This is a genomic window from Yersinia sp. KBS0713, from assembly GCF_005937895.2.
In the GTDB taxonomy this organism is placed as follows: domain Bacteria; phylum Pseudomonadota; class Gammaproteobacteria; order Enterobacterales; family Enterobacteriaceae; genus Yersinia; species Yersinia bercovieri.
In genome coordinates, this window is record NZ_CP042173.1 from 640,083 (window position 1) to 663,663 (window position 23,581).

A 23,581-nucleotide genomic window follows, 5' to 3' on the forward strand; every position below is an offset into this window, starting at 1 on the left:
TAAGCAAGGTGTCTGTGATATTATCTGGCGCCATATAATGAACACAATATTGGAGCGAAGGATGCGTGTTTTCGGGGTTAATAACAGCTCACAGTGGGGGGCAAACGTATGAAAGTCACGCTGCCTGATTTTCGTCGCGCCGGAGTATTAGTAGTTGGTGATGTGATGTTAGACCGCTACTGGTATGGGCCAACCAGCCGGATCTCACCGGAAGCGCCAGTTCCCGTGGTCAAAGTTGATACTATTGAGGAGCGCCCCGGTGGTGCGGCGAACGTCGCGATGAACATCGCCTCCCTTGGTGCCATCTCCCGCTTAGTGGGCTTGACCGGTATCGACGATGCCGCGCGCGCCCTGACCAGCAAGCTAAATGAAGTTCAGGTGCGCTGTGATTTTGTCTCGGTTCCCACGCACCCGACCATCACCAAATTACGGGTGCTTTCCCGCAACCAGCAGCTGATCCGCCTGGATTTTGAAGAGGGTTTTGATGGCGTTGATCCTCAGCCTATCTTTGAGCGCATTCAACAGGCGCTGCCACAGATTGGCGCGCTGGTGCTGTCCGATTACGCCAAAGGCGCATTGAACAGTGTACAGCCGATGATTCAATTGGCTCGTAAAGCGAAAGTTCCGGTACTGATCGATCCTAAAGGCAGCGATTTTGAGCGTTATCGCGGCGCAACCCTGCTGACACCTAATTTATCTGAATTTGAAGCGGTAGTGGGTCACTGCAAAAACGAGGAGGAGTTGGTCAGTCGAGGCATGAAGCTGGTGGCCGATTTTGAACTTTCCGCTCTGCTGGTGACGCGCTCGGAGCAAGGGATGACCTTGCTGCAACCAGGTAAACCGCCGTTACATTTGCCAACACAGGCGCAGGAAGTCTTCGATGTGACCGGTGCCGGTGATACCGTGATTGGCGTGTTGGCGGCGGCACTGGCGGCTGGAAACAGCCTCGAAGAGTCATGCTTCCTCGCGAATGCCGCAGCTGGCGTGGTGGTTGGTAAGTTGGGAACCTCAACGGTTTCGCCGATTGAGCTGGAGAATGCCATCCGTGGCCGGGCCGAAACCGGTTTTGGGGTGATGGATGAGCAACAACTGAAAAAAGCCGTGGCGCAGGCTCGCCAGCGTGGCGAGAAAGTGGTGATGACCAACGGCATTTTTGACATCCTCCACGCCGGCCATGTCTCGTATCTGGCTAATGCCCGCAAGCTGGGGGATCGCCTGATTGTCGCGATGAACAGTGATGCCTCGACCAAGCGCTTGAAAGGCGAAAAACGCCCGGTTAACCCACTGGATCAGCGGATGATCGTATTAGGTGCGCTGGAAGCCGTGGATTGGGTGGTGCCGTTTGAAGAGGACACCCCGCAGCGCTTAATCGCTGATATTTTGCCGGACCTACTGGTGAAGGGCGGTGATTATAAGCCAGATGAGATCGCGGGCAGTGCCGAGGTTTGGGCCGCCGGTGGTGAAGTTAAGGTGCTGAATTTTGAGGATGGTGTCTCTACCACCAATATTATTCAATCCATCAAAAACGGTCGTGGTTAGGTTAGCGCCAAAAGGGTGCTGACAATATTAGCTGCATAGGATGTGAGTGGTGAGTGGACTAAAACAGGAGTTAAGTCTCGCACAGGGAGTCGGGTTGTTGTCCACTTCACTGCTGGGCACCGGCGTTTTTGCCGTGCCAGCACTGGCGGCCATGCTGGCGGGTGATGATAGCTTGTGGGCCTGGCCAATTTTGATTGTGCTGGTTTTTCCGATCGCGATCGCTTTTGCTGCTTTAGGCCGCCACTTCCCCAGTGCCGGTGGTGCTGCTCACTTCGTCACCCTGGCTTTCGGGCCGCAGTTGGGTAAAGTCACCGGCTGGCTATTTCTCTCGGTCATTCCCGTCGGTCTTCCTGCCGCCTTACAAATTGCCGCTGGCTTTTGGCAGGCGACCTTTGGTTGGCGCGATAGTGAACTGTTAATGGTGCAACTGGTGACCTTGCTGGTCATTTGGCTGTTAGGGACGCGCAGTGCGGGTTCCAGTGCCAATGTGCAGACCCTGATTGCGCTGCTGGTCATCGCGCTGGTGGTGGCTATTTGGTGGCAGGGAGATATTCGCCCATCACAGATACCTTGGCCATCGCCGCAAGATATTTCCCCGCCAAATATGTTCAGTGCGCTCGCCGTGATGTTTTGGTGCTTTGTCGGGCTGGAAGCTTTCGCGCATCTGGCGACAGAGTTTCGCCATCCCGAACGTGATTTCCCCCGAGCATTGATGGTGGGCCTACTGGTCGCGGGGGCGGTCTACTGGGGATGTACGGTAGCCGTGCTGCACTTCCATGCCTATGGCGAAGCGCAGGTCGCGGCAGCCTCGCTACCCAGAATTGTGGTGCAACTGTTCGGCGAACATGCGCTGTGGATTGCTTGCATTATTGGCTATCTGGCCTGCTTTGCCAGCGTCAATATCTACACCCAGAGCTTTGCCCGCATGGTGTGGTCACAAGCTCAAGTGCGGCCACAAAGTAAGCTGGCGCAGCTTTCAGCTGGGCAAACCCCGGTTTATGCGCTGACGGCGGTGGTGGGCAGTTGTCTGGCATTTGCGCTGTTGATCTACTGGCTCTCTCTACCATTGGATTTACTGATTGTTTATGCCAACGGCATTTTCGTGCTGATCTATTTGCTCTGCATGTTGGCTGGGATTCGTTTATTGAGCGGGCGCTCGCGGGTGATGTCGGTGATTGGTAGTGTGCTGTGTTGTCTCTTGCTGGTGATGATTGGCTGGAAGAGTTTATACGCGCTACTGATGTTTGCTCTGCTATGGATATTGATATCCCGAATGCCAAGAGCGGTAATACCATCATAAATTTAGGGTGCTACATAAGCACCCTGATTATCAACGATAACGTTTTACTTATAATGATTTAATCAATCATTACTCGCCAGTCTGGTTATCGCTTTTTTTATCTTCAATTGCGGTTGGCGCGCTGTTGAATTTAGCTTCCAGCTCACCCATGCGTTGTTCCAGTAAAGCCAGTTTCTCTCTGGTGCGCAGCAGCACTTGAGTCTGCACATCGAACTCTTCACGATTAACCAAATCCAGTCGGGTTAACTGCGATTGCAGCACTAGCCGAATTTTCTTTTCGACGTCGTCCCCGAATTCGCGAATACCTTTCGGCATAGACTCATGCACCTGGCGGGCGATTTGTTCAATTTTTTTCGGGTCAATCATGATATTTCCCTAATTAGCTGTGTAGTGACTCCCCCTAGTGTAATGCCAGATGACAATTGTATAAACCTCCGCACATCTAGATTTTGGTAATTGCTCAGAAGAATCAATAGCGCTATAGTCATACACTTATTCTCAGGGCGGGGTGTAAGTCCCCACCGGCGGTAAATTGTGTTGTGGCGTGCTAACGTCATGGTGCAAAAGCCCGCGAGCGCTCACCTTGTTTCTCTTCTCAAAGAAAACAGGGTAGAGGTCAGCAGATCCGGTGTAATTCCGGGGCCGACGGTTATAGTCCGGATGGGAGAGATTAACGGTATCTGCTGAGTTTATGCACGTTTAGCTTTCAAGGTGTAGCCAACACACACATGCAACTTGAAAGCTGTCGGGTATAGCTCGCCTGCGTTATTTCGGCTATTTCTATCTCTAGATCAATGCATTTATAGATAAAAAACCGGCCAGTTACTCCTCAAGACCGCCCTGATTCTGGTAATCCATAATTTAATGAGGTTTTTTTTACCATGAATCAGACTCTTCTATCAGATTTTGGCACGCCTGTTGAGCGTGTAGAACGTGCTATCGACGCTCTGCGTAATGGCCGTGGCGTTATGGTGTTGGATGACGAAAACCGTGAAAACGAAGGCGATATTGTTTTTGCGGCACAAGCCATGACCGTTGAGCAAATGGCACTGACTATCCGGCACGGTAGCGGCATTGTGTGTCTGTGTATCACCGACGATCACCGCCAGCAGCTTGAGTTACCAATGATGGTGACCAACAACACCAGCCAGTTCCAAACTGGGTTTACCGTGACTATCGAAGCCGCTGAAGGCGTCACCACCGGCGTATCTGCGGCAGATCGCTTGACCACTATCCGCGCGGCAATTGCTGATAACGCAAAACCTAGCGACCTTAATCGCCCTGGTCATGTATTCCCACTGCGCGGCCAGCCCGGTGGTGTCTTATCCCGCCGTGGTCACACCGAAGCCTCTATCGATTTGGCAATACTGGCAGGTTACAAACCCGCTGCGGTATTGTGTGAACTGACCAATGACGATGGCAGCATGGCACATGCGCCAGAAGTGATTGAGTTTGCTAAGTTGCATAATATGCCGGTTGTGACGATTGAAGATCTGGTGGCGTATCGCCAGTCTCACTAACAGAGAGCTGATATTATTAAATATTAGCTGCTAATTCTGAGTGTTAAACGCCGGGTAGCCTCTAGTTTTCTGAATAGATCGCGGCCCGGTTATTTCCCATCGCCATAGAATTCCATCACTGCTTCTCCCCCTCTGATTTCCCCTTCAAAATTATTGAATATCTTCATCACTGTTATCCGGCTGTGTAATGAAAAAAAAGCGCGTAATGTGTTGCTTATGGTTTAAGCGCAGATAATTTTAAGCGCCACTCTTCTTCTTAACAGTAAGGATTTTCTATGAACACGCCTCGTATGCCTGCACTGTTTCTCGGCCACGGTAGCCCGATGAACGTGCTGGAAGAGAACAGTCACACCCAAGCATGGCGTGCGTTAGGTGAGACATTGCCGCGCCCTAAGGCAATTTTGGCGGTTTCCGCCCACTGGTATACCCGTGGGACGGCGGTGACAGCCATGGCGAAACCTCGCACTATCCATGATTTTGGCGGCTTCCCGCAGGCGCTGTTCGATACTGAGTATCCTGCACCGGGTTCGCCTGCGCTTGCCGCACAAATTCAAGAGTTGTTGGCACCTATCGCCGTGCGGGCGGATACCAGTGAGTGGGGGTTGGACCATGGCAGCTGGGGGGTATTGATTAAAATGTACCCTGAGGCTGATATCCCTGTGGTGCAACTGAGTATTGATGGCACCCAACCGGCAGAGTATCACTATGAATTAGGCCGCAAATTAGCGGTGCTGCGGGAGCAGGGGGTGATGATTGTCGCCAGCGGTAATGTGGTACACAACTTGCGTATGGTGAGATGGCAAGGAGATAGCACTCCGTATCCATGGGCCGAATCTTTCAATCAGTTCGTGCGGGATAACCTGAATTATCAGGGCGATAACCACCCATTGGTTAACTTTATGCAGCATGAAGGGGCGGCGTTGTCTAACCCATCACCTGAGCACTATCTACCGCTGCTGTATGTGCTGGGGGGCTGGGATGGCAAAGCGCCAATTTCGATCCCAACGGATGGAATTGAGATGGGGTCGTTGAGTATGCTGTCAGTGCTGGTTAACTAGCCCAGAGTGTAAGCATTAGAATATAAACAAGGGGAGGCATATTACCTTCCCTTGCGGTTAATGACAAAGTCGTCTGAGCGGAGAGAACGGGCAGATCGTAAAGATGCCGTAAAATCATTCCTGATGGCTCGAACCGTGCCATTCGTGGCGCGGAGGCTTTACTCTTCTACCTGTCCTCACCTTTTGAGATCGAGTCGTCGAGGTTTGTCAGCAGTCTGAAGGGAAGGTAGATTACCTTCCTTTATGAATGAGCGTTTAACCCAAAATAATATGTGGGTAGAAACGCGATAGATCTTGAGTGATCAGCTCACGATCTTCACGCAAACCAATACCGCATGGTTGATCATTCACCAGCCAGCTACCAATCAGTGTGTAGCTATCCCCGAATTTAGGCAACGGATGGAATTGTTGAACAATCATGCCCTCCTCGCCGTATGGCCCGTCAACCCGCGCCACCTCTTTGCCATTTTCCACTATCTGAATATTGGCACCTTCCCGCGAGAATAGCGGCTTGGTGACATAGTGATCCATCGCAGGATGATCATCTTCCGCAAAGTAAGCAGGCAACAGATTTGGGTGATTCGGGAACATTTCCCACAGCAATGGCAGCAAAGCTTTATTGGAGATAATGCTCTTCCAGGCGGGTTCCAACCAGCGCACGCCAGCATCTTCCAGTTTGGTAGAGAACATTTCGCGGAACATAAATTCCCACGGGTAGAGCTTGAACAGATTACTGATCACTTGGTTATCGAGATCAGTAAATTGCCCTTTCTCCCCTAAGCCGATCTCTTCCATAAACATGAATTCAGTCGGCAGCCCCGCTTCCAGTGCGCAATCTTGCAGATATTGCACCGTGCCACGATCCTCTTCGCTGTCCTGACAGCAGGCCAGATGCAGCAAGCTAAAACCATGGTTATCATGCAGATCAACAAAACGCTCGATCAGCTTCTCTTGCATGCTGTTGTATTGGTCAGAATCCTGGCTCAAATTGCCTGCATTGATCTGATCTTCCAACCATAACCATTGGAAAAAGGCGGCTTCATACAGTGAGGTTGGGGTATCGGCATTGTTCTCCAGCAGTTTTGCTGGATTGACGCCATCATAGGCCAGATCAAGGCGAGAGTAGAGTGAGGGCTGATGGGTTCGCCAGGAGCTACGAACAAAATCCCAGCAATGTTTTGGAATGCGGAATTTCGCCATCAGTTGATCGCTATTGACCACTTTTTCAACCACTTGCAGGCACATTTGATGTAACTCTGCGGTGGTCTCTTCCAGCTCTTCAATTTGCGCTAAGGTGAATTCGTAATAGGCATCTTCACACCAGTACGGCTCGCCATACATGGTGTGGAAACGAAAACCAAATTCGGTGGCTTTTTCACGCCAGTCTGGGCGCTCGCTAATTGCTAAACGTTTCATTAATCAGACCTTAGCCACCCATGCTACGCGTGCTGGTTTTGGATGATGTTGCGGCGCTACGTTGCATAGTGGACTGCTTAGCCACCGACTCGCCAAAACCGCCACGGGTGATGGTATTGGTCACGGCTGGCTTCGGCGCCATTGCGGTGCGCGGTACTGTCATGGTGCGGCCTGTAGTGGCGGAACCAAAGTTTTTACCGGTGGCATCAACAAATTTGCCGTTAGCGGGGCTATTTGCTGCTTTAGAGGTGAATAGTGGCTGGCTTGCGCCGCCGCCCATCATCCGACCCATCATATAACCGGCCATTAATGGCATCCACATACCACCGCTCTGTTGCGGTGCGGCGGCGGTGGTTTGTTCAGTTGAAGATGACGATGTTGGCACCATGCCCGCTTGTGCCGGGGCCTGAGTACACTGCGACTCACCAAATTCTGCTATGCAGTCTTCGCGGGTGGCATACTTCGGTGCTGTTTTCGCCGCTTCCTGCAAGGCAGTGTTGTAAGCAGTGGTACATTCAGCGCTCTTGGACGGGTTTGCCGCAGAGCAGTCATCAGCATTTTGGTACAAAGAGACAGTTTCGTCAGTTTTTTCGCAGCCGGCCAGCATAAATACGGCACTGACAGCAAAAGCTACTGGCGCAAGGCGATAACTGCGCCAGGATTTACGGAAAGTCTCTTGATTGATGTTTTGAGTCCGTTTCATCATTATTTGTCTCATTTCCGGGCGTTCAATGCCCTTTCCCAGTAAGAACCCTAAGGATAGGGGAAACGTGTATAAAATTAAAGCGTGAGGGGCGGTCAGCGGCAGACTTTACAAAGCTATACGAACTGTTGCGAGTTGCTTCGCTTTTTTCATTGACGAAAAATGCTTGGTCATTAAAGGGGAGGCAGGAAATAAGCCGGGCGCAGCCTGATGCTGCGCCCGGAGAGCCGAACCGGTAAAAATCAGTTACGGAATGGATTGCCGTTACGTGCAGGTGCGGTGGTTGAAGGCTGGCTTACTGGTGTCACACGCGGTGCTGCCTGAGTGTTAGTGCCATCAGCATAAGCATTCTGGTTAGCATTATCTGGTGCCAGAGCGGTTGCTGAAGTTGGAACTGGTTTATCCAGTACCCCGTTCAACTCCATCAGATCATTCATGTTCAGTGTACCCAGTGCTGACTGGATATTTAACTGATTAATCAGATAGTTATAACGGGCGTCAGCGAGCTGTTGCTTGGACTGATACAAGTTAGTTGTGGCAGTCAACACATCCAGAATCGTACGAGTACCGACCTGATAGCCCGCTTCCATTGCATCCAATGAGCTTTGGTTAGAAATGACCACTTGCTCATAAGCTTTAATGCTGCTGATAGAGGCGGAGATATTGTTGAATGAGGAGCGGACAGTTTGCACCACACTACGGTGGGCGCTCTCTAACTGCTCACTGGCTCCCACGAAATTGTACTGCGCTTGTTTCACCGCAGAATTGGTGGCCCCGCCGCTATACAGTGGCAGGCTCAGTTGCACGCCAATTTGGTTCTGGCCGGCATCATTATTGACTTGCTGAGTGCTTGGTGTGCCGCCGCTGTAACGGGTATTGGTTACAGACGATGATGCCGTCAAATCGATGGTTGGCATATAGCCGGTTTCTGCCGATTTAATTTGCTCACGGGCCAAATCTTGACTCAAACGGGCAGAAAGTAACGAAAGGTTACGTTTCTCAGCATCTTTCAACAGGTTAGCAACGGCCTCTGGGCGCTTTGTCTTCAAGCGATCAACATTCAGTGAGGCTAATTCTGGGTAATAAACCCCAGTAATCTGGCGCAGATTTTCCAGCGCATTATCCAGATTATTACGCGCCGTCACTTCATCTGCTAATACGGTATCATAGCTGGCTCGGGCGTTCTGCACATCGGTGATTGCGACTAAACCCACATTAAAACGCTGGGTGGTTTGATCTAACTGACGATAGACCGACTGTTTCTGTGCTTCAGTATAAGAGAGGCTATCAATCGCTCTAAGCACATTGAAATAGGCTGTTGCTGTGTTCAGGATCAATGCTTGTTCGTTGGTTTGGAACGTTACATCCTGAATACCTGCCGCTTTTTCCTGCAAGGTCAGAGCACGCCATTTAGACATATCAAAAATGGTTTGAGTCAGTTGCAAAGAGCCTGAAGTGGCGTTGCTATCCGGGTTGCTAGAGGCATCGCGGAAACCATTGGTATGGCTATAACCCGCACCTAAACCGAGCTGTGGTAACAGCGGGCTGCGAGCTTCATTAATTTTTTCATATGCGGCATCACGGTCAGCAGCCGATTTGCGTAAATCCGGGTTACTATCCCTGGCTTGCTTATAAACTTGCAGCAAGTTCTCTGCCTGGCTCATGGTACTGAAACCAGCCAGACTCAGCCCGATAAGAAGGGGGAGCAGTTTCTTCATTTGCAGTCCTTGTTGTGCAGCAGTTGTGCAGCAATATTACTATGGTAGCTGTCGATAGACGAGTTGTTGCCGATTCTATCAGAGTCTGCCAATGGAATAAGGTGGCTGATTGTGCCATCTCGCCTTAATTTACTTAAATCTATCACAAAGCTAAAAGTGTGTTCAGACAACTAATCTGTATCGCGCCATCTTTGTCAAATAATCTTTATCAAAGTCTCTTTTTAAACCGCTAATCTTAGTAAGGAAATAAGTCTATGTCATCAGCACAACCCTCACCGGTGACCTTCGACAAGAGCGATGTGGAAATTATTGCACGTGAAACTCTGTACAGTGGTTTTTTTTCATTGAATTTATACCGTTTTCGCCACCGTCTGTTTAATGGTGAAATGAGTGGTGAAGTTAAGCGCGAGATTTTTGAGCGCGGTCATGCCGCCGTGTTATTACCTTATGATCCGGTGCGCGATGAGGTGGTGCTGGTGGAGCAATTGCGCATTGCAGCCATTGACAGCAGCCCATCGCCTTGGTTATTAGAGATGGTCGCCGGAATGATTGAAGAGGGCGAAACCGTCGAGGGAGTGGCGCGTCGCGAAGCGGAGGAGGAGGCGGGAATTCATATTGGTCGCTGCAAGCCGGTGCTCAGTTATTTAGCCAGCCCGGGTGGCACCAGTGAGCGCCTATCCATTATGGTGGGTGAAGTGGATGCGACGACGGCGAGCGGTATTCATGGTTTGGCCGACGAAAATGAAGATATCCGAGTGCATGTTGTCAGCCGTGAACAGGCTTGTCGTTGGGTGGAAGAGGGTGCTATTGATAACGCAGCCTCAATCATTGCATTACAATGGCTGGCGTTGCACCACTTATCGCTAAGAGCAGAATGGCAGCCGTAAAGAGAAAGCGAGCATAATAATGATAAAACGCTACACACCTGATTTCCCTGAAATGATGCGGTTATGCGAAACTAACTTCGCACAATTGCGCCGTTTGATACCACGGGTCGATGAAGTGGGCGAAAATGTTGCTTATCAGGTTAATGGTGTCAGTTATCGGCTGACAATAATTGAGTCTACCCGCTACACTTCGGTGGTAGAGATTGTGCAAACTGAGCCTGCCGTCAGTCAATGGGGTCTACCGTCGATGGTGGTCAGGCTTTATCATGATGCACAGGTCGCGGAAGTGTGTGCTAGTCAGCAGATCTCCCGCTTCAAAGCAAGCTATGATTATCCGAATAAAAAGTTGCATCAGCGGGACGAAAAGCATCAAATTAACCAGTTTCTTGCCGACTGGTTGCGCTACTGTTTGGCGCATGGAGCGGTGGCAGTTCCGGTTTATTAGACAGACTTATAGCCTTGCCTACCGAGGATCAAAATCGGGTTGGTCAAGGTGCAAAAACAAGGACACCATTTGGAAAGCCTGTTTAAACTGCCTATGGCGAGTGGGGCCAAGGTCAGAATTTTACAAATAACAGATACCCACCTATTCGCTGGTGAACATGAGACCTTACTGGGTGTCAATACTTCCCACAGTTATCGCGCTGTGTTGGATGCGATTATTGCTGAGCAGCACCCATTTGATCTTATTGTTGCCACTGGTGATTTGGCTCAAGACCACTCTGTTGCTGCCTATCAAAATTTTGCGAAGGGCATCGCCCGTTTGCCCGCACCTTGCTTATGGCTACCCGGCAATCATGATTTTCAACCGGCGATGGTTGATGCACTGGCTGATGCGGGTATAGCACCTTCAAAGCAAGTTTTGGTGGGGGATAACTGGCAAATTCTATTATTGGATAGTCAGGTCTTTGGTGTTCCTTATGGTGAGTTGAGCGACTATCAACTGGAGTGGATGGAGCGCTGTCTGGAGGCATATCCAGCGCGCTATACACTGATTTTATTGCATCATCATCCAATGCCATCGGGCTGTACCTGGCTTGATCAGCACAGCTTGCGTAATGCGCATATGTTGGCGGCGACTCTTACCCGCTATCCGCGGGTGACCACCTTATTGTGCGGCCATATCCATCAGGATTTGGATCTCGATTGGTATGGTAAGCGCCTGCTAGCCAGCCCATCGACCTGTGTGCAGTTCAAACCTCACTGTACTAATTTCACCCTTGATACTGTGGCTCCGGGATGGCGCTACCTCGATTTACTGCCTAATGGAGTACTTGAAACTGAGGTTCGCCGGTTAGCCAGTGATGAGTTCTGCCCGGACATGGACGCGGACGGTTATTGATGAGCACGCTTCTATACATTCATGGATTTAATAGTTCTCCCAGTTCGGCGAAAGCAACCACCTTTAAAAACTGGTTGCAGCAACACCATCCTGATATTGAGATGCTAACCCCACAACTGCCACCTTATCCCGCAGAAGCCGCAGAGATGCTAGAAAGCATTGTGATGGATAAAGCTGGGCAGCCTATTGGCATTGTTGGCTCTTCTCTTGGCGGCTATTTTGCCACCTGGCTTTCCCAGCGCTTTAGTATTCCGGCGGTGGTGGTTAACCCCGCGGTGCGGCCATTCGAGCTGCTCAGTGATTACCTGGGTGAAAATGAGAACCCCTACACCGGGCAACAATATGTGTTAGAGTCTCGACATATTTATGACCTGAAGGCCATGCAGATTGAAAAGTTGGAATCGCCGGATTTACTCTGGTTATTGCAACAAACCGGGGACGAAATCCTCGATTACCGTCAAGCGGTGGCCTATTACACCCCTTGTCGGCAAACAGTAGAATCAGGTGGGAATCATGCCTTTATTGGTTTTGATCACTTTTTCTCCCCGATTGTCACGTTTTTAGGGCTAGCGACTGCCTAAAGCTTCCATCCATTAGCCGAATATTAATCAAACCATGACTGAATCCAGCTATAACGCTGATGCCATTGAAGTACTCAGCGGTTTAGAACCAGTGCGTCGTCGTCCGGGAATGTACACGGATACCACGCGGCCAAACCACCTTGGTCAAGAGGTGATTGATAACAGCGTCGATGAAGCGCTGGCGGGTCATGCCCGTCGCATTGATGTCATTCTGCACGCCGACCAATCATTGGAAGTTATCGATGATGGCCGTGGGATGCCGGTCGATATCCATCCTGAAGAGGGTGTTCCTGCGGTTGAGCTGATTTTGTGTCGCTTACATGCCGGCGGTAAATTCTCCAATAAAAACTATCAGTTCTCTGGTGGTTTGCACGGTGTAGGTATTTCCGTTGTGAATGCCTTATCCAAGCGAGTTGAAGTGACGGTGCGCCGCGATGGGCAAATTTACAGCATCGCCTTCGAAAATGGCGACAAAGTGCAGGATTTGCAGGTCATCGGCACCTGTGGCAAGCGCAATACCGGGACTAGCGTGCATTTTTGGCCGGATGTCTCGTTCTTCGACAGTCCACGTTTCTCGGTTTCCCGCCTATCCCATTTGCTGAAAGCCAAGGCGGTGTTGTGTCCCGGCGTGGAGATCGTCTTTAAAGATCTGGTGAATAACACCGAGCAGCGGTGGTGCTATGCCGATGGCTTGACTGACTACCTGATGGAGGCGGTTGATGGCTTGATTACCCTGCCAGAAGCGCCGTTTGTCGGCTCTTTTGCTGGCGATACCGAAGCTATTGATTGGGCGCTGCTGTGGCTACCTGAAGGTGGCGAACTACTGACCGAAAGCTACGTCAACCTGATACCAACGATGCAAGGCGGTACTCACGTCAATGGGTTGCGTCAGGGCTTGCTTGATGCGATGCGTGATTTCTGCGAATACCGCAATATTCTGCCGCGCGGTGTCAAACTCTCGGCAGACGACATCTGGGAGCGCTGTGCTTACGTGTTGTCAGTGAAAATGCAGGACCCACAATTTGCCGGCCAGACGAAAGAGCGACTCTCCTCACGTCAGTGCGCGGCCTTTGTATCCGGCGTGGTCAAAGATGCTTTCAGCTTGTGGCTGAATCAAAACGTGCAGGCGGCAGAACAGCTGGCTGAACTGGCGATCTCCAGTGCTCAGCGCCGGATGCGTGCGGCGAAAAAAGTGGTGCGTAAGAAACTGACCAGTGGCCCCGCCTTACCCGGCAAGCTGGCGGACTGTACGTCGCAGGACTTGAGCATGACCGAGCTGTTTTTGGTGGAAGGGGATTCCGCAGGTGGCTCGGCCAAACAGGCCCGTGATCGTGAATATCAGGCCATCATGCCGCTAAAAGGCAAGATCCTGAACACCTGGGAGGTGTCGTCAGATGAAGTGCTGGCTTCGCAGGAAGTGCACGATATCTCAGTGGCGATTGGTATCGATCCCGACAGCGAAGATTTGAGCCAACTCCGTTACGGTAAAATTTGTATCCTCGCGGATGCGGACTCCGATGGTTTGCATATTGCTACTTTGCTCTGTGCACTGTTTGTGCGCCACTTCCGTGCATTAGTGCGCAATGGCCACGTTTATGTGGCGATGCCGCCACTGTATCGCATCGATTTGGGTAAAGAGGTGTTCTACGCCTTGGATGAAGAAGAGAAAGCCGGCGTGCTGGAACAACTAAAACGTAAACGCGGCAAACCTAATGTTCAGCGCTTCAAAGGCTTGGGTGAAATGAATCCGTTGCAGTTGCGTGAAACCACCCTTGATCCAAATACCCGTCGTTTGGTCCAATTGACCATTGACGATGATGATATTGATAAGACGATGGCAATGATGGATATGTTGCTGGCGAAGAAGCGCTCCGAAGATCGCCGCAATTGGCTGCAAGAGAAAGGGGATACGGCTGAAATCGAGGTGTGATTGATGATGGGGCAAAATCGATGAAAGTGACGTTAGAGGAGTTGCAGGCGTTTACCTCGGTGGTCGACTGCGGCTCGATTACGGCAGCCGCAGAGCAGCGCAGCCAAACCACCTCCGGTATCAGTCGGGCCTTGAGTCGGTTGGAGAAAAAGCTGGCGACTACGCTACTGCGTCGCACCACGCGGCGGCTGGAACTGACTGAAGAGGGCGAGTTGTTCCTCAGTCATGCGCGGCAGATTATCGGCGCGGTAGATGATGCCGAAGAGCAGATTGCCCTGCGGCGGTTAAAACCGGCGGGGCGGCTGCGGGTGAATGCGGCTGCACCTTTTATGCAGCACGTCATTGTGCCAATGATCACCGGTTTTCGGGCGCTCTATCCACAAATCAATCTCGAGCTAAATACCGACGATCTTAATATCGATTTACTTGAGCAGCGCACCGATATTGCCATCCGTATCGGCACGTTGCGCGACTCGACGATCCATGCGCGCTTGCTCGGTGCCAGTCGGGTGCGAATCCTTGCCAGCCCAGATTATCTCCAGCGCCACGGCACCCCACAGAGTATTGATGAGTTGGCGAACCACAGTCTGCTGGGCTTTACTCAGCCAGAATCCCTGAATCAGTGGTCGCTGCCCCATTTGCCGGCAGGGCGTGGGTCAATCATCCCCAATCTCGCCGCATCCAGTGGTGAAACGCTGCGCTTATTGGCCTTGCAGGGGGAAGGGATCGTTGAATTATCTGATTTTATGACCCGCGAGGATCAACTGGCGGGGCGCTTAGTTGAGGTGATGGCCGACCAAATTTTGGAAACCTGGCAGCCCATCAATGCCGTTTATTATCGCAATACACAACTTGCCGCGCGGATAACCTGCTTTCTGGACTATGTCAGTGAGCAGATTAAGTTGCGGGGGAGTAGTTGGCTGCGGGATGGCGGCTAACACAGCTGCAACTTCAAGTAAGAAGGCTAAGCGTTATCGAGGATGTGAATATTCACATCCAACACATCATCCTTGATTCTTTCACGATGCTGCTGCATATGTTCCATCTGCAAATGTAATTCCAAATGGTGAACGCTCTGCCACTTTTCCAGCATAAAAATGGAGTCTGGCGATTTTTTCTGCCAGTCGAGCTGGGTGGGCACGTCACTCATCGGTCGATAGCCGCTACAACCCTTCTCAGCCAACACCGCAGGTAACAGCGTCTCAATCGCCTGCAATACCGCCTCACGGCGTCCCGGTTTGACTTTTATTTCTGCAAAAACAGTAATCATTGCTGCCCCAAATTGCGTTACGGTGTGAAATTAAGCGGTCTGACCGTTAAAATGTGCGGCTAAATGCTGACGGTAACGGCTAATATCACCTTCGATATCAGGCTGTTTTATCACGTCATTACACATAAATGTCGGCAATGGCTCCATGCCAAGGAATTGATTTGCTTTATGAAAATGCAGATAAACACCATCAACACCGACACCCTCGAAGAACTGGGTAGGATCAGTAAAGGCTTCAACTGGAGCATTCCAGGTCACTGAAAGCATGTAAGTTTTACCCTGAATTAAACCGCCAGAACCGTAGCCTTTAGTGGAATCGGAGCGGGTACGGCCATCACTTTGATACAAACGGCCATGACCAAAGGTAAAGACTTCATCAATATATTTTTTCAAAATCCATGGCTCGCCCATCCACCAGGCTGGCATTTGGTAAATAACGGTATCAGCCCACAGATAATTTTCAATTTCACTTTCAATATCATAGCCTTGGTCAACTGTGGTGATTTTAACCTGATGATCGCTTTCCTGTAGAAATTCGGTAGCGACGTTAGTGAGAGTGAGATTAAGTGCGCCGGTGGAGTGCGCAAATTCTTTCATTGCGTTAATAATTAATACGTTACTCATTGATATAATCCTTGTAAAGCGGGGGCTTGTTTACATCTTGTTAGTTGCACAAGAGAGTAGCCAAGCCGGAATACTGAGTATGCTAACGGTTACCACGCCAGAGAAAAATGCGCAGTAGTGCACAACACTCTTGCTCAGCAAGCAACAAAAGGGATGGATTAAGGATGATTAGTACCTTTTTGGTTGTTTGCAGAAGCCGAAATTTGCCCTGCTCAGAGGGAAAGATCGAGATTCTCTGTGGGTTGTGACAGTCACCCCGCAGATGAGGTACTATCGCGGGCAGAAATCGACAATAAACTTGCGGTGCCGATCCGCTGACGCCCAGTGATCGCCATTCCAGAGTCTGAGGATATTTGAGTAATGAGTGATTTGACTCATGACGGTGCAGAGCGCTTACCGCTGCACACCTTTACTGAAAACGCCTATCTGAACTACTCCATGTACGTCATCATGGATCGGGCGTTGCCATTTATCGGCGATGGTTTGAAACCAGTGCAACGGCGCATCGTCTACGCGATGTCTGAACTGGGGCTGAGCAATAGCGCTAAATTCAAGAAATCCGCCCGTACCGTGGGTGACGTACTGGGTAAATATCATCCCCATGGCGACAGTGCTTGCTATGAAGCCATGGTACTGATGGCGCAGCCATTCTCTTACCGCTACCCGCTGGTGGATGGGCAAGGGAACTGGGGGGCGCCGGATGATCCTAAGTCGTTTGCGGCGATGCGTTACACCGAATCCCGCTTGTCCAAATATGCCGAAGTGCTGCTGGGTGAGTTAGGCCAAGGTACGGTTGACTGGGTGCCAAACTTTGATGGCACCATGCAGGAGCCGAAAATGCTGCCGGCGCGCCTGCCGAATATTCTGCTCAACGGCACCACCGGTATTGCCGTGGGGATGGCAACTGATATTCCGCCACATAATGTGCGCGAAATTGCTCAGGCGGTGATTGCGCTGATTGATAAACCTGCGACCTCGCTCGAAGAGTTGCTGGAATTTGTGCAAGGGCCTGATTTCCCGACGGAAGCCGAGATCATTACGCCACGTAATGAGATTCGTAAAATTTACGAAAATGGCCGTGGTTCTGTTCGTATGCGCGCCTTGTGGAAGAAAGAGGATGGTAGTGCAGTCATTACTGCGTTACCGCATCAAGTTTCCGGTGCTAAGGTGCTGGAGCAGATTGCCAGCCAGATGCGCGCCAAGAAATTACCGATGGTTGAGGATTTACGTGATGAATCTGACCACGAAAACCCTACTCGGTTAGTGATTGTTCCCCGTACCAATCGTGTCGATCTGGATCAGGTGATGAACCATCTGTTTGCCACCACGGATCTGGAAAGAAGCTATCGAATCAACATGAATATGATCGGCCTGGATCATCGCCCGACAGTAAAAGGGCTGCTGGAGATCCTCACCGAGTGGCTGGTATTCCGCCGCCAAACCGTCCGTAACCGCTTGAATTACCGTCTGGAAAAGGTTCTGAAGCGGCTGCATATTTTGGAAGGCTTATTAATTGCCTTCCTGAATATCGATGAAGTTATTCATATCATCCGCACTGAAGATGAGCCAAAGCCGCTGTTGATGCAGCACTTTGCCATTTCTGAAACGCAGGCTGAAGCGATCCTCGAACTGAAACTTCGCCATTTGGCCAAGCTGGAAGAGGTGAAGATTCGCGGCGAACAAGATGAATTAGCCAAAGAACGTGATCAGTTACAAGCATTGCTGGCATCAGAGCGCAAGCTTAATACTATGATAAAGAAAGAGATTCAGGCGGACGCAGCGGCTTATGGCGATGACCGTCGCTCCCCGTTGACTGAACGTGCTGAAGCTAAGGCCATGAGTGATCATGACATCGTGCCTTCTGAGCCAGTGACCATTGTGCTGTCTGAAATGGGCTGGGTGCGCAGTGCGAAAGGCCATGATATCGACCCGAGTGGATTAAGCTATAAAGCGGGTGATAGCTTCCGTGCCGCAGCACGGGGCATGAGTAACCAACCGGTAGTGTTTATTGACTCAACCGGTCGCAGCTATGCGTTAGATCCACTGACGTTGCCATCTGCGCGTGGCCAAGGAGAGCCGCTGACCGGTAAACTGACGCCACCACCGGGGGCGACCATCGAACAGGTATTGATGGCACCAGATGACCAAAAATTATTAATGGCATCGGATGCGGGCTATGGTTTCGTCTGTACTTTCAATGACTTGGTTGCCAAGAACCGCGCCGGTAAAACGATGATTACGTTGCCGGAAAATGCCAAGGCCCTGCCGCCATTAGAGATTTATGGCCCGGATGACATGCTGTTATCCATCACGGCTGCTGGGCGTATGTTGATGTTCCCAGTCGCCGATTTACCTGAGTTATCAAAAGGTAAGGGTAACAAAATCATCTCAATCCCTAGCGCGCAAGCCGCAGCAGGCGAAGATCGTTTGGCATGGCTGTTTGTTTTACCGCCTCAAACCTCTGTGACACTTCACTTTGGTAAACGTAAGTTAACTTTGCGGCCCGAAGATTTGCAGAAATTCCGCGCTGAACGTGGGCGGAAAGGCTCACCACTGCCTCGCGGCTTGCAACGCATTGATCGTGTTGAGATTGATGCGCCAGCACGAGTGATACCAACAGATAGCGAAGCTTAATATTCAGCATCGTTGGCGTTTTTAGGTTGGCATCCGCCGTAAATGTAACGGATGGCGCGCGCATTTTGCGCGCGCTGTCGCGTAACATAATGATGGTAAGCAATCAGCGCGGTTTTTTGTGGTTAAGCCGTTATACTAGCGTCGATTAGGTCTCTAAGAGTCAGTGTTTAAGAGGGTGTTATGCTATTAATTTTGCGCACGGTACTGGCCGTTTTCTATTGTGTTCTGGTGTGTGTGTTTGGTTCGATTTATTGCCTATTTAGGCCGCGAAATCCGCGTAATCTCGCGACCTTCGCCCATCTGTTTGGTCGGATGTCAGTGCTGTTTGGCATTACGGTTGAGCAACGCATTCCTAAAGAAGCGGCCAGCTACGGCACCTGTATCTATATTGCCAACCATCAAAATAATTACGATATGGTCACCATGTCGAATGTGGTTCAGTCTGGTACAGTCACTGTGGGCAAAAAGAGCCTGCTGTGGGTGCCATTATTTGGGCCACTATACTGGCTGACCGGTAACTTGCTTATCGATCGCGATAACCGCGCTAAAGCGCATGGCACTATTGCTCAAGTGGTCGAGCAGGTGAAAAAAAGAGATGTCTCTATCTGGATGTTCCCAGAGGGCACCCGTAGCCGTGGTCGTGGTTTGTTGCCATTTAAGACCGGTGCTTTTCATGCAGCGATTGCCGCTGGTGTGCCGATTGTGCCAATTTGTGTCTCCAGCACGAATCATATCAACTTAAATCGTTGGTCAAATGGCAAAGTCATCGTAGAGATCATGCCGCCTGTGGATACCACCGGCTATGGCAAAGAGCGAGTGCGCGAGTTGTCTGAGCACTGCCGCAATCTGATGTTAGCTAAAATTGAGCAACTCGACGCAGAAATTGCCCAAGAGGCGCAACAGACCGCGACTGAAAAATAGTCATTAGCTGCCAGGGGCAGGTTATTGTGCGCTGGTTGTTATGATTGGCGTCAGTCTTAATTGAAGCGGATTTTGGTTGAAGCGAATTTTAGTTGAAGTAAAGTTTTGGATTTTCATTTAAGCGACTCTAGTCGTGAGCGTTTTGCCGTGCTTCAGCGTTATTCGCAGTCAGGCAAAATTTTGCAGTAGATTTGATTGTGGTTTTCACGGAGAAGATATGTCACTCAGTCGTCGCCAGTTCATTCAGGCTACGGGCTTAGCGCTAGGTGCTGGTTCGTTGCCATTGAGGGCACAGGCTAATAGTACCCAACAACCCTCGCTACCTGTTCCACCCTTACTGGAGTCCCGCCGCGGTCAACCGCTGTTTTTGACCTTACAGCGGGCGCACTGGGCATTTAGTGGTGGTCAGAAAGCTGCCGTATGGGGGGTTAACGGCATGTATTTGGGGCCAACAGTCAGGGTTTTTAGCGGCGATGACGTCAAACTCATTTACAGCAACCGCTTGACTGAGCCGGTATCCATGACGATCAGCGGCCTGCAAGTCCCCGGTACGCTGATGGGCGGTGCGGCGCGCATGATTTCGCCTGGTGCTGATTGGTCTCCGGTATTGCCGGTACGCCAGCCGGCAGCGACCTGTTGGTATCATGCCAATACCCCTAACCGCATGGCACCGCACGTTTATAATGGGTTGGCCGGTATGTGGCTGGTGGAAGATGAAATCAGCAAAGCGATGCCTTTGCCGAACCATTACGGCGTTGATGATTTCCCGATTATTATTCAGGACAAGCGGCTGGATAACTTTGGCGTGCCGGAATATAACCCGCCCGCTAAAGGTGGCTTTGTCGGTGATACGCTGCTGGTGAACGGGGTACAAAGTCCGTTTGTTGAAGTTTCCCGTGGTTGGGTGCGGTTACGTTTGCTCAACGCCTCCAACTCCCGCCGCTATACCCTGCAACTTAGCGATGGTCGCCCGCTACATGTTGTCGCGAGTGACCAAGGGTTCCTCCCCTCCCCGGTGGCAGTGCAGCAACTCTCGCTTGCGCCCGGTGAGCGGCGTGAAGTGGTCATTGATATGTCGCAGGGCAGTGAAGTTTCCATCACGGCGGGTGATTCTGCCGGAATTATGGATCGCCTGCGTGGCTTATTTGAGCCATCGAGTATTTTGATTTCCACATTGGTTTTGACCTTAAAGCCCACGGGTTTGCTGCCGTTAGTCACCGATAATCTGCCAATGCGTTTGCTTGCTGATCAGATTCTTGATGGCAATGTGATTCGTTCCCGTGAGTTCCGTTTGGGGGATTCCCTGCCAGGAATCAATGGTGCAATTTGGGATATGAGCCGGGTTGATGCGCAGGCGCAGCAAGGTACTTGGGAGCGTTGGACGTTACATGCAGATATGCCGCAAGCATTTCATATCCAAGGCGTTTCTTTCTTGGTGAAGAGTGTTAATGGCGCGCCGGCGATGGCTGAGGATCGCGGTTGGAAGGATACAGTATGGGTCGATGGTGATGTGGAGCTACTGGTCTACTTCAATCAGGTTTCCTCGCCGCACTTCCCATTCTTGTTCCACAGCCAGACGCTAGAAATGGCGGATCGCGGCTCGGCGGGGCAGTTGGTGACGGTGGCAGCCCCAACAGTGGGTTAATGGTGATCTGGTTCGGTTGAGGCATTTAAGCCAAGGTGAGCATAAATCTCATGTCAATCGAACCAATCACCCTCATTATTAACGCCACTTAATCCCTAAAACTCATCCCAAAACTAGCAATATCCTTCCTCTTCTCATGGATAAATGCGTATAATCGCCGCCCGGTGATGATTTCTTAACCCGAACCACCTCAACTTGCCCAATTCAAAGAGTGTTGCCATGAGTACCAGCCTGATCCAACCAGAGCGTGACCTGTTTTCTTATCAGCCATATTGGGCTGAATGCTATGGCACTGCGCCATTCTTGCCGATGTCACGGGAGGAGATGGACATATTGGGCTGGGACAGCTGCGATATCATTGTTATCACTGGCGATGCCTATGTTGACCATCCAAGCTTTGGTATGGCGATTATTGGCCGCATGTTGGAGGCCCAAGGCTTCCGTGTGGGGATTATTGCCCAGCCGGATTGGACTAATAAAAATGACTTTATGCGCCTTGGTGAGCCAAATCTGTTTTTCGGTGTGACCGCCGGGAATATGGACTCGATGATCAACCGCTATACCGCTGACCGAAAATTGCGTCACGACGATGCCTATACCCCCGATAACCAAAGTGGTAAACGACCAGATCGCGCCACATTGGTGTATAGCCAGCGCTGCAAAGAGGCCTATAGCCACGTGCCGGTATTACTCGGTGGGATCGAGGCCAGTCTGCGGCGCATTGCCCACTACGATTATTGGTCGGACACGGTTCGCCGTTCGGTGATCGTGGATGCGAAAGCGGATATGTTGGTTTACGGTAATGGCGAGCGGCCATTGGTTGAAGTTGCACATCGTCTGGCGGCGGGTGAGAAAATTGCCGATATTCAGGATGTGCGTAACACGGTAGTGATGCGCAAAACGGCGCTACCGGGCTGGAGCGGGGTGGACTCTACCCGTCTGGATAGCCCTGGGCGCATTGAAGCCATCCCCAACCCCTATGGCGAAGATCTACCCTGTGCAACCAATGATATCCCTGAGCCAGAGGCGAAACCTATTACGGTACGCGCCGCTAAACCCAAACCATGGGAAAAGACCTATGTCTTACTGCCTTCTTACGAAAAAGTGAAGGCAGACAAAGTGTTATATGCCCACACCTCGCGGATTTTGCATCATGAAACCAATCCCGGTTGTGCGCGGGCTTTGATGCAAAAACATGGTGACCGCTACATCTGGATTAACCCGCCGGCGATCCCACTCAGCACGGAAGAGATGGACAGCGTTTTTGCGCTGCCTTACCAGCGCGTGCCGCACCCTGTTTATGGCAAATCGCCGATCCCAGCCTATGACATGATCCGCTTCTCAATCAATATCATGCGCGGTTGCTATGGCGGCTGTTCATTCTGCTCTATCACCGAGCATGAAGGGCGCATAATTCAGAGCCGTTCAGAAGATTCTATTATTCGTGAAATCGAAGAGATTCGCGACAAAGTCCCTGGTTTTACCGGCATTATTTCAGATCTTGGTGGCCCGACAGCCAATATGTACATGCTGCGCTGCCAATCACCGCGCGCCGAGCAAACATGCCGCCGTGCCTCTTGTGTTTACCCTGAAATCTGCCAGCACATGGACACTAACCATGAACCGACGATCTCCCTGTATCGACGAGCGCGTGATTTGAAGGGGATTAAAAAGATCCTGATAGCCTCCGGGGTACGTTACGATTTGGCAGTCGAAGATCCGCGTTATATCAAAGAGTTAGCCAGCCACCATGTGGGCGGCTATTTGAAAATTGCCCCGGAACACACAGAGGAAGGCCCACTTTCCAAAATGATGAAACCGGGAATGGGCAGCTATCAGCGCTTTAAAGAGCTATTTGATACCTACTCTAAGCAGGCGGGTAAAGAGCAGTATCTGATCCCTTATTTCATCTCCGCCCATCCGGGGACCGAGGATAAGGATATGGTTAATCTGGCGTTATGGCTGAAGAAAAACCGCTTCCGTTTGGATCAGGTGCAGAACTTCTATCCCTCGCCGCTGGCGAACTCTACCACCATGTATTACACCGGTAAAAACCCGCTGTCGAAGGTAGATTATAAGAGTGAGGAGGTGGTGGTGCCGAAAGGCGATCGTCAGCGGCGGTTGCATAAAGCATTACTGCGCTATCATGATCCGGCCAACTGGCCGATGATTCGCGACGCATTGGCCGATATGGGGTTGCAGCATCTGATTGGTAGCCGTCGTGAATGTTTGGTGCCGGCAGCGACAATAGAAGAGCAGCGCGAAGCACGCCGCGCGTTGCGCCATCATACGCCAGCGTTGACCAAGCACACCTCAATTACCCGCCAGCGCCAGCCCGGTAGCCGAACTCAGGCCGTGCCAGCGGGTAAGAGGCCGCAGTCAGCCAATAGCCCGGCCGCGTCTAAGTCATCAGGCAGCAAAATCGGCGGCAACAGAGCGCCGCTGAATAAGCCTTCGGGCACCAGCAAAGGTAAAAGCAAGCCTCATTAAGCT

The 23,581-nt window shown here is 51.1% G+C and carries 20 protein-coding genes and 1 riboswitch; of the genes, 14 read left to right on the top strand and 6 right to left on the bottom strand.

The genetic code is table 11. The features are described 5' to 3' along the window. Positions 1–108: 108 nt before the first annotated feature. Together hldE and yjeH are read left to right on the top strand one after the other, a co-directional pair. Positions 109–1,539: a bifunctional D-glycero-beta-D-manno-heptose-7-phosphate kinase/D-glycero-beta-D-manno-heptose 1-phosphate adenylyltransferase HldE gene (gene hldE / locus FFE93_RS03030; RefSeq protein ID WP_138774754.1), complete on the top strand. Its 1,431-nt coding sequence runs from the start codon at positions 109–111 to the stop codon at positions 1,537–1,539. A gap of 49 nt (positions 1,540–1,588) precedes the next feature. Continuing rightward, complete coding sequence (yjeH, locus tag FFE93_RS03035) at positions 1,589–2,839, top strand: L-methionine/branched-chain amino acid transporter (RefSeq protein WP_032896508.1); 1,251 nt, start codon at positions 1,589–1,591, stop codon at positions 2,837–2,839. Positions 2,840–2,908: 69 nt separating this feature from the next. On the opposite strand, the gene ubiK is transcribed toward yjeH, so the two are convergent. Continuing rightward, positions 2,909–3,205, bottom strand: coding sequence for a ubiquinone biosynthesis accessory factor UbiK (ubiK, locus tag FFE93_RS03040; RefSeq protein WP_005271074.1), 297 nt, complete (start codon positions 3,203–3,205; stop codon positions 2,909–2,911). A 124-nt stretch (positions 3,206–3,329) separates the two neighbouring features. After that, a riboswitch (FMN riboswitch) is annotated at positions 3,330–3,515 on the top strand. Between the two features lie 205 nt (positions 3,516–3,720). Between ubiK and ribB the strand changes: the two genes are divergently transcribed. Further along, positions 3,721–4,359, top strand: a complete 639-nt coding sequence (ribB, locus tag FFE93_RS03045) for a 3,4-dihydroxy-2-butanone-4-phosphate synthase (RefSeq protein WP_005271075.1) — start codon at positions 3,721–3,723, stop codon at positions 4,357–4,359. Positions 4,360–4,634: 275 nt separating this feature from the next. Then, positions 4,635–5,417 carry a 4,5-DOPA dioxygenase extradiol gene (ygiD, locus tag FFE93_RS03050; RefSeq protein WP_032896510.1) on the top strand — a complete coding sequence of 261 codons (783 nt, stop codon included), beginning with the start codon at positions 4,635–4,637 and terminating at the stop codon, positions 5,415–5,417. Positions 5,418–5,672: 255 nt separating this feature from the next. Here the strand turns inward: ygiD and FFE93_RS03055 are convergent, their stop codons facing one another. The 3 genes from FFE93_RS03055 to tolC all read right to left on the bottom strand — a co-directional run bounded on the left by FFE93_RS03055 (position 5,673) and on the right by tolC (position 9,254). Beyond that, positions 5,673–6,833, bottom strand: a complete 1,161-nt coding sequence (locus tag FFE93_RS03055; RefSeq protein ID WP_005271079.1) for a glutathionylspermidine synthase family protein — start codon at positions 6,831–6,833, stop codon at positions 5,673–5,675. A 10-nt stretch (positions 6,834–6,843) separates the two neighbouring features. Continuing rightward, on the bottom strand, positions 6,844–7,536 hold the full coding sequence (locus FFE93_RS03060) for a DUF1190 family protein (protein ID WP_032896565.1): 693 nt from the start codon (positions 7,534–7,536) through the stop codon (positions 6,844–6,846). A 242-nt stretch (positions 7,537–7,778) separates the two neighbouring features. Further along, complete coding sequence (tolC, locus tag FFE93_RS03065) at positions 7,779–9,254, bottom strand: outer membrane channel protein TolC (RefSeq protein ID WP_138774755.1); 1,476 nt, start codon at positions 9,252–9,254, stop codon at positions 7,779–7,781. Positions 9,255–9,508: 254 nt separating this feature from the next. Between tolC and nudF the strand changes: the two genes are divergently transcribed. The 6 genes from nudF (at position 9,509) to FFE93_RS03095 (ending at position 14,932) form a co-directional block, all read left to right on the top strand. Further along, the gene (nudF, locus tag FFE93_RS03070; RefSeq protein ID WP_005271087.1) at positions 9,509–10,141 is read left to right on the top strand and encodes an ADP-ribose diphosphatase; all 633 of its coding nucleotides are present in this window, start codon (positions 9,509–9,511) and stop codon (positions 10,139–10,141) included. Between the two features lie 19 nt (positions 10,142–10,160). Beyond that, entirely contained in the window at positions 10,161–10,586 is a 426-nt protein-coding gene (locus FFE93_RS03075; RefSeq protein ID WP_005271089.1) for a DUF1249 family protein, read from the top strand. A 69-nt stretch (positions 10,587–10,655) separates the two neighbouring features. After that, positions 10,656–11,483: a 3',5'-cyclic-AMP phosphodiesterase gene (gene cpdA / locus FFE93_RS03080; RefSeq protein ID WP_032896513.1), complete on the top strand. Its 828-nt coding sequence runs from the start codon at positions 10,656–10,658 to the stop codon at positions 11,481–11,483. Continuing rightward, entirely contained in the window at positions 11,483–12,064 is a 582-nt protein-coding gene (gene yqiA, locus FFE93_RS03085; protein WP_032896516.1) for an esterase YqiA, read from the top strand. The genes cpdA and yqiA overlap by 1 nt, the downstream gene beginning before the upstream one ends. Positions 12,065–12,098: 34 nt before the next feature. Further along, positions 12,099–13,994, top strand: a complete 1,896-nt coding sequence (parE, locus tag FFE93_RS03090; RefSeq protein WP_005271094.1) for a DNA topoisomerase IV subunit B — start codon at positions 12,099–12,101, stop codon at positions 13,992–13,994. 20 nt (positions 13,995–14,014) lie between these two features. Beyond that, positions 14,015–14,932 carry a LysR substrate-binding domain-containing protein gene (locus FFE93_RS03095; protein WP_005271101.1) on the top strand — a complete coding sequence of 306 codons (918 nt, stop codon included), beginning with the start codon at positions 14,015–14,017 and terminating at the stop codon, positions 14,930–14,932. A 26-nt stretch (positions 14,933–14,958) separates the two neighbouring features. Here FFE93_RS03095 and FFE93_RS03100 read toward each other — a convergent pair whose 3' ends face one another. Then, the gene (locus tag FFE93_RS03100) at positions 14,959–15,264 is read right to left on the bottom strand and encodes a putative quinol monooxygenase (protein WP_049602676.1); all 306 of its coding nucleotides are present in this window, start codon (positions 15,262–15,264) and stop codon (positions 14,959–14,961) included. Between the two features lie 30 nt (positions 15,265–15,294). Beyond that, the gene (locus tag FFE93_RS03105) at positions 15,295–15,888 is read right to left on the bottom strand and encodes an NAD(P)H-dependent oxidoreductase (RefSeq protein ID WP_138774756.1); all 594 of its coding nucleotides are present in this window, start codon (positions 15,886–15,888) and stop codon (positions 15,295–15,297) included. A gap of 360 nt (positions 15,889–16,248) precedes the next feature. On the opposite strand from FFE93_RS03105, the gene parC reads away from it, so the two are divergent. The 4 genes from parC (at position 16,249) to FFE93_RS03130 (ending at position 23,578) form a co-directional block, all read left to right on the top strand. After that, entirely contained in the window at positions 16,249–18,522 is a 2,274-nt protein-coding gene (gene parC, locus FFE93_RS03115; RefSeq protein ID WP_054872945.1) for a DNA topoisomerase IV subunit A, read from the top strand. A 180-nt stretch (positions 18,523–18,702) separates the two neighbouring features. Continuing rightward, the gene (locus tag FFE93_RS03120; protein WP_005271127.1) at positions 18,703–19,443 is read left to right on the top strand and encodes a 1-acylglycerol-3-phosphate O-acyltransferase; all 741 of its coding nucleotides are present in this window, start codon (positions 18,703–18,705) and stop codon (positions 19,441–19,443) included. A gap of 217 nt (positions 19,444–19,660) precedes the next feature. Next, positions 19,661–21,088 carry a cell division protein FtsP gene (ftsP, locus tag FFE93_RS03125; RefSeq protein ID WP_054872946.1) on the top strand — a complete coding sequence of 476 codons (1,428 nt, stop codon included), beginning with the start codon at positions 19,661–19,663 and terminating at the stop codon, positions 21,086–21,088. A 219-nt stretch (positions 21,089–21,307) separates the two neighbouring features. Continuing rightward, positions 21,308–23,578: a YgiQ family radical SAM protein gene (locus tag FFE93_RS03130; protein WP_005271131.1), complete on the top strand. Its 2,271-nt coding sequence runs from the start codon at positions 21,308–21,310 to the stop codon at positions 23,576–23,578. The last annotated feature ends 3 nt before the right edge of the window (positions 23,579–23,581 follow it).